The organism is Vibrio sp. SG41-7, from assembly GCF_014164465.1.
GTDB classification, from domain to species: domain Bacteria; phylum Pseudomonadota; class Gammaproteobacteria; order Enterobacterales; family Vibrionaceae; genus Vibrio; species Vibrio splendidus.
Genome location: NZ_JACJFF010000186.1, coordinates 1 through 5,976, shown reverse-complemented (window position 1 = coordinate 5,976; position 5,976 = coordinate 1). Strand labels below are relative to the sequence as shown.

The following is a 5,976-nucleotide window of genomic DNA, read 5'->3' as shown; positions in this document are numbered from 1 at the left end:
GCTGAACTCAGGTGGTCGACCATGGCATTTAATTGCTCGGAGGCGTCAGAAAAGAATGAAAGATCTTGTGAGTTAACGTATGCTGCGGTCATAAAGAGGCCTTTTTGGGGAGTTATTGTGTTTCGTAGCTAAATAACTACCACAAACTGGCCTCTTTTGCATTTTCAGAACCTCTAACTGACTGATTTGAAAAGATCTCTTGTCGTTCCAAAAGATCTACACCCATTTGATTTCCCGCCAGAGCGAGTTTTTGCAGCCTTGGGCGGTGTCCTAAGCTTTCAGGCAGCACTTCAATAGCGTTATCAGTCAGAATTAACCAACGTAATTTCTGTGGTAAGGATTGCTCACTAACGGTTTTGATTTGATTGGTCTTAAAGCCGACCATCTCAAGGTTTGGCAGGTCGCCTAACATTTCTGGAAGATGAGTAAACTGGTTATTAGAAGCAAAGATAATGCGCAGCTTGGTCAGCTTCGCTAATTCTTTCGGAAGCTCTGACAAGGTATTTCCTGAAAGGTCGAGTACTTCAAGGGTGTCTGCAAGCTCTATGATTTCCATTGGGAACGTTTTGAGGCCTTCTGCCAGTTTCAAATGTGTTGATCCCAATAATTGTCCGGATTGTAGTTGTTCTAGAGTTTGCAAATCTAAGCCTTCTGATGGTGTTTTATTTTGAGACGGGTAGTGTACGTGGCTTAGCTATTGATTGCGAGGGCTGTCACGGTATCGAAACCGAGAAGAATGGAAGACTTATGGATTTAATTTGTCCAGTGTACCCAAAAAACAAAGCCAACTATAGAAGCTGGCTTTGTTAAGAGAGAAAGCAATAAAACTAATTATTGGGTTTGGCCACCAATCGCTCGCCAACACATGTCAAAACTTTGCTGAACATAGCTCTGCTGTTGCTCTGCGGATAGCTGTGGTTGGTCTAGCAGCCAGTTGACCGATATTAAGAAATGGCTATTGATGAAATAGCGCACTAATTCGATGTCTAACGTCATCAGGTCGCCAGCTTCTTGTCCTAAACGTACATTGTTATCCAAGGTAGCAAACATTTCGGACACAATGGTCTGTCTCGCTTCGGTTGCCGGATGAAAATGAATGTTAGAAAAGAACTTCATCGCTGTTGGATGAGCAGCAGCCCAATCGATCCCGACTTTCCACAGTTGGCTCATCTTTAAATAGAGCGGTTCTGACCTCGAATCTAGATCCTGAAAAATACTATTAAACAGCGCCTGCTTCAACTCTCTGAATAGCTCATCAACCAGTAGTGATTTGTTTTCAAAGTGATGGAACAGAGTCGCCTTTGCTACACCTGCCGCTTTGGCAATTTGAGCGGTTGATGTGCCTTCAACACCTTGTTCAGCGAAGAGTTGAAGTGCGGAATCTAAAATCTGCTGTCTTTTGGTGGTCATCGGTTAATCACTTTAAAAATCAATTTCTTGAACACACTATTATACGGAGGGTGCAGTAGTTTTGTGTAGTTGATTTTTCCTCGGCTCAGAACCGTTTTCGCATGGCTGAAGGTTTTAAATCCCTCGATCCCGTGATAATGCCCCATGCCCGATGGGCCAATGCCACCAAAGGGAGCGTCATCCACTGCAACATGAACAAGAGAGTCATTGATGCACACGCCACCGGAATGCGTCTTAGACAGTAATTTCTCTTGTACTTCGTTGTCATGACTCATGATGTAAAGAGCCAGTGGACGCGGACGGTCGTTAATGTAATCAATAGCTTCATCCAAAGAGTCATAAGGGACGATAGGCAATATTGGACCAAACAACTCTTCTTGCAATGCGAGCATATCGTCGTTGACTTCAGTCAGCAGATGCGGAGTCATACGGTGGTTTACGTCATCTTGAGCTTGCTCACTGACAGTATGAATGGTTGCGCCTTTCTGCTCTGCATCCTCAATGACACTTTTTAGTCGAGTGTATTGACGTAAATTGATCACAGAGGTGAGATCTTTGCTCTCAAGTCCCGCAGGGTAGAGCGTTTTGAAGTAACTTTTATAAGCGTCAACAAACTCATTTACTTTCGCTTTAGGGAGTAGGATGTAGTCTGGTGCGACACAGATTTGACCAGCGTTGAGACTTTTCGAAAATAGGGTTCGTTGAACTGCGTCCATGATATCCATATCCGGTGCGATAACGGTTGGCGATTTACCACCTAGCTCAAGCGTCACCGGGGTTAGGTTAGCAGAAGCTGCTTTCATCACATGTTTGCCAACGGCTGTCGAGCCAGTAAACATTATATGGTCGAACGGAAGGGCGCTGAATTGCGCTGCGATATCCGCTTCACCCTCAATGATCGAGATTTGATCTTCACTGAACCCTTCGCTCAACATCTTTTTCAACACACGGTTTGTTGCGGGTGTGAACTCAGACATTTTCATCATCGCTGTATTGCCAGCGGCTAAAGCTGTAGCAAGTGGGCCGATTGATAACATGATAGGGAAGTTCCAAGGAACAATGATTCCAATAACACCTAGTGGCTGATAATGAACACGCACTTTTGCAGGCTGAAGCATCAAACCGGCGCCTCGACGAGAAGGCTTCATCCATTTTTTTAGATGCTTTCGGTTGTAGTCAATCAAATGCAACGAAGGCGTGATATCGGAGATCAAAGAGTCGTATTTTGCTCTTTGGCCATAATCTTCAGATAGAGCTTCGATGAGTTGGTCTTGATAACGAACGAGTAGCGTCTTCAAGCGTGCAAGATCTTCTTGACGCGATTTAATATCGGGATTTGAGTTTGAACGAAAGCGTGCTTGTTGAGCCGAAAACGTCGCGTTCATATCTACACTGACGGTGGATTCATCATTTGTTATTGGATTGTGGTTCATTGTATTTTATTCCCCATTTTGCTGGCTGACCGATCGGTCAGTGGTTTTAATTTATACTAGCCACCTCCGTTTTACAAGTTACAACCAGAAAAAGTTTAAAAACTGTGCAGAGAAAACATGCTTGATAGGAGCAAGAGGAGGCGGTTTTTATGTATCCGACATTGATCAGACCCCTGGCGTAAAATTTCGATTTTTGTATAGGTGCTGCGCTCGGCCACCGAGATAATAAATTACACGCCTTCTCAGTTCATCCATGCCATCAAGATGGATTTTGGAGTACTCATAGCAGTTATCCACCTGAACCAGATTAATGCCTTCGAAGCACTGAAATATCCAGCGTAACGTCGGGGTTGCTGTCGGTTGATTGATTTGGTTAGGAACCGTCGCCTGTACTTGAGCCATATTGGCTCTCAGGCGTCGCTGGGCAATGGAATAGACCAACAAGGATAAGGTCATTACCATTAGTAGCGCATCAATTCTGCTGGGCTTTATTATAAACAAGGACGAGACAAAAAAGAGCGGGTCCTTTAAAAAACGAAAGCCACGCTCGACACTAGACTGGGCCTTGTAGCGGTAAAAAATCTCTTCGTCCGATAGGTCGTTCTTACTCGCATTTGTAGCCAGAACGAAACAGGATTTTTGTTCAATTCTCTGGGCTTTCGCCGCTTCATTTACAGATATATTGCCAAGCACTTGCCAATTGACAGACTTTACTGGGGCGTTCTTTTTAGGGCGACCTTTCCCTTCACATTGGTTATGGGCAATGGATTCTGTATGTGTCAGGTGGTGGTATTTCTGCTTTTTCGCGAGTTCTGCCAGTGCCTTAAGGGCATCGGTTTCACAAGCAAAACGTTGCGCCTGCAAGTGGAACAAGTTTTTTTCTAATGTTGAGAGCTCTTTGGCAACCTGCCTTTTGACGCTTTTTTGAGCACGCTCATGGGCTGCTTGAGAATAAACGACCAACCAGCGTTGAGCCATGTCAAAATGGTTAACCTTAACCACAACATATCGATAATTATCGTCTAGGTTAATCCAGTCATTTTGTTTAAGGGCGTTGTCGATATGCTGCCGTTCGAGCTTTATTGTTGACGGTATCAAGGTGATGAAATTAAGCTGCGATAAAAACTCTGCGTTGGCCTGATGGTACAGTTTGCTATCAGCAACGCAGAACTTAGGCGCATCAGTCGCTTTGAACTCTTCAACTAACGCCTTCGCCCGCTCTTTGAAAATCGTAGTATCGGATGCATTCCCGTCCCAGTTTTTACAAGCTAACGGGATACCACCATCCTGGCTCACAATCATTTCCTGAACCACTTGTTTTAGGTTGGGGCGATGGTCTTTGCTGTACCCGTGCTTTATTTGAATAGGAATTTCATCACCGTCTGACGTATCTTCTTCATCACAAGCATACTGGCCTGTCAGCGAATAGCTTGTGGAATCCAATGAATTGAACTTGGTGTCAACCTGCTCAATCTCGCATGCCTGGTGAGCGAGCAAAGAAAACAGGCTTTCGCAGCCGAAGTCATAGCATTGGTCTAGGGTTCTTCCTAACTTGTGGCGATTGAAGTGACTGGCTTCAACTCCAGTACGAAAAAGGTGTTCGAGCGGAAGATTAGTGAAAAATTGAGGACTTAAACTCAATGGCCGATTGGAGAACCCAAGGCCGTTCATGATCATACCTTTAACGGCTTCGCCCGGGGTGATTTCTTGCTTTTCATCTTGAGGAAGCTGTTGGTCAATCAGTTCGACCCAAATTTAGAGGTGCTATTTTAAGAAATAAACGCTTATCTGACGATCCCTGAAAAATAAAATTTTAAAGGGATGCTCTGAACAATGTCGGTTGTAACAATTTTCTTAAAACTTCATGCCCTTCATCATGAATATAGCTCTCTATCGCCCCGTGCTCTAGCTCTTGAGCCTGTTTGCTTTCCAAATAACCGATCATGCCCTGAAGCTTTAAAAGAGCTTCAGAAAAGGAAGAAATATTTTTTGTATTTGAGTAAGCTAGAGTCATTTAGGGGGCCTTTTGTGCACTTGTTCTGTGTGAGAACTGATAAGTACCACAAAATGGCTCCCTTTACATCTTGATCAAAATCTATCTATCTGATCTAAAAGGTTATTATCTAAAGATTCGTCTCTCTAAAAGATCTACACCCAATTTAATAAAAATATTCAATAGTTAAGATAAAAAGGTTTTGTTTTTCTTTTATGAATTTTCCGCCTACTTTTCGCTCTAGTTCCCCATGTAGGTATTTATAGAGGCTACCATAATGTCAGACACTCAATTTCGTCATGGCAAAAAACGTTTTTACGACAACACTAAATTCCCACGAGGCTTTGCCAAGTCGGGTGATTTTACGCTTGTAGAGGAAGAAATCCTAACCCTTTATGGTGACACCATGCTTGGTTTGGAGTCTGGTGAACTGCAACCAGAAAACGCTGAAGAAAAACACTTCGTTAAAGTACTGGTTCACCCAGGCAAAGCGAAGTCAAAACTAGAACGCGTATGGCTAAAGTATGTTCAACTGGCTCGTGGTCGCAAGCGTTTCCACACACTAAATGGTCGTACTAAGCCTGATGCTAGCAGCATCGAAGACTATTCAGATGACGTGAGCTTGGTAGAAGAAGATTAACATCTGAGCCCCTGATACTAGCAATGCTAATATCAGGGGCTTTTTCCTACGTGGTAACTTTTGAAGTCACTCGAAAGAGTCTTATAACCATTCCACCGCTCTACAAAATTGTTTGGAGGCGTCTTTTACTCTTACAATCCCTGTCCTCATTGTTTTGATTAAATCTTATTCACATAGCTAGATTTACTGTGCAAATAACTGAAGTGCTCTCATTTGCATAATTTATTAATCTAATTTGGGTGTAGTTCCTTTCAGACGACGGTCCATTATCCAATCATGCTGCTTGGAAGGTATAGCAACGCTGCTTTGATTGCTGCTTATGAAACTGCCAGTAGCCATCAAAGTCGCCACTGGACTTTAACGAGCGAATTTTTAAAAAGGGCTTCGGCGCCATCTAGCCCCCATCTTGCTCCTGTTATATCGAGGCGGTCATTAATCAGATGCCGGCAGGCGCCTTCAATTATCCCGCTCGCTATCGGAAATCCCGCCGCCAAAGCCTC

5 protein-coding genes and 2 pseudogenes are annotated in these 5,976 nt (G+C 43.7%); 1 reads left to right on the top strand and 6 read right to left on the bottom strand.

Features of this window, described 5'->3' with window-relative positions; genetic code table 11:
* Positions 1–160: 160 nt before the first annotated feature.
* The 5 genes and pseudogenes from H5300_RS25020 to H5300_RS25000 form a co-directional block, all read right to left on the bottom strand.
* Positions 161–640, bottom strand: a pseudogene (locus tag H5300_RS25020) (leucine-rich repeat domain-containing protein); the annotation flags it as partial.
* Between the two features lie 191 nt (positions 641–831).
* On the bottom strand, positions 832–1,410 hold the full coding sequence (locus H5300_RS25015) for a TetR/AcrR family transcriptional regulator (RefSeq protein ID WP_182797188.1): 579 nt from the start codon (positions 1,408–1,410) through the stop codon (positions 832–834).
* Positions 1,407–2,843, bottom strand: coding sequence for a coniferyl aldehyde dehydrogenase (locus tag H5300_RS25010; protein WP_182797187.1), 1,437 nt, complete (start codon positions 2,841–2,843; stop codon positions 1,407–1,409). Before H5300_RS25010 ends, H5300_RS25015 begins: the two co-directional genes overlap by 4 nt.
* A 165-nt stretch (positions 2,844–3,008) precedes the next feature.
* Positions 3,009–4,583: an IS1634 family transposase gene (locus H5300_RS25005; protein ID WP_310736191.1), complete on the bottom strand. Its 1,575-nt coding sequence runs from the start codon at positions 4,581–4,583 to the stop codon at positions 3,009–3,011.
* 73 nt (positions 4,584–4,656) lie between these two features.
* Positions 4,657–4,857 carry a hypothetical protein gene (locus tag H5300_RS25000; protein WP_182797185.1) on the bottom strand — a complete coding sequence of 67 codons (201 nt, stop codon included), beginning with the start codon at positions 4,855–4,857 and terminating at the stop codon, positions 4,657–4,659.
* A 256-nt stretch (positions 4,858–5,113) separates the two neighbouring features.
* Between H5300_RS25000 and H5300_RS24995 the strand changes: the two genes are divergently transcribed.
* Positions 5,114–5,476, top strand: coding sequence for a DUF413 domain-containing protein (locus tag H5300_RS24995; RefSeq protein WP_053439579.1), 363 nt, complete (start codon positions 5,114–5,116; stop codon positions 5,474–5,476).
* 274 nt (positions 5,477–5,750) lie between these two features.
* Here H5300_RS24995 and H5300_RS24990 read toward each other — a convergent pair.
* Positions 5,751–5,976 (bottom strand): annotated as a pseudogene (locus H5300_RS24990) (ISKra4 family transposase); the annotation flags it as partial.

Bases quoted from the DNA above. Each gene is read 5' to 3' on its own strand.
- H5300_RS25015 (WP_182797188.1), bottom strand. From the start codon at position 1,410: ATGACCACCAAAAGACAGCAGATTTTAGATTCCGCACTTCAACTCTTC.
- H5300_RS25010 (WP_182797187.1), bottom strand. From the start codon at position 2,843: ATGAACCACAATCCAATAACAAATGATGAATCCACCGTCAGTGTAGAT.
- H5300_RS25000 (WP_182797185.1), bottom strand. From the start codon at position 4,857: ATGACTCTAGCTTACTCAAATACAAAAAATATTTCTTCCTTTTCTGAA.
- H5300_RS24995 (WP_053439579.1), top strand. From the start codon at position 5,114: ATGTCAGACACTCAATTTCGTCATGGCAAAAAACGTTTTTACGACAAC.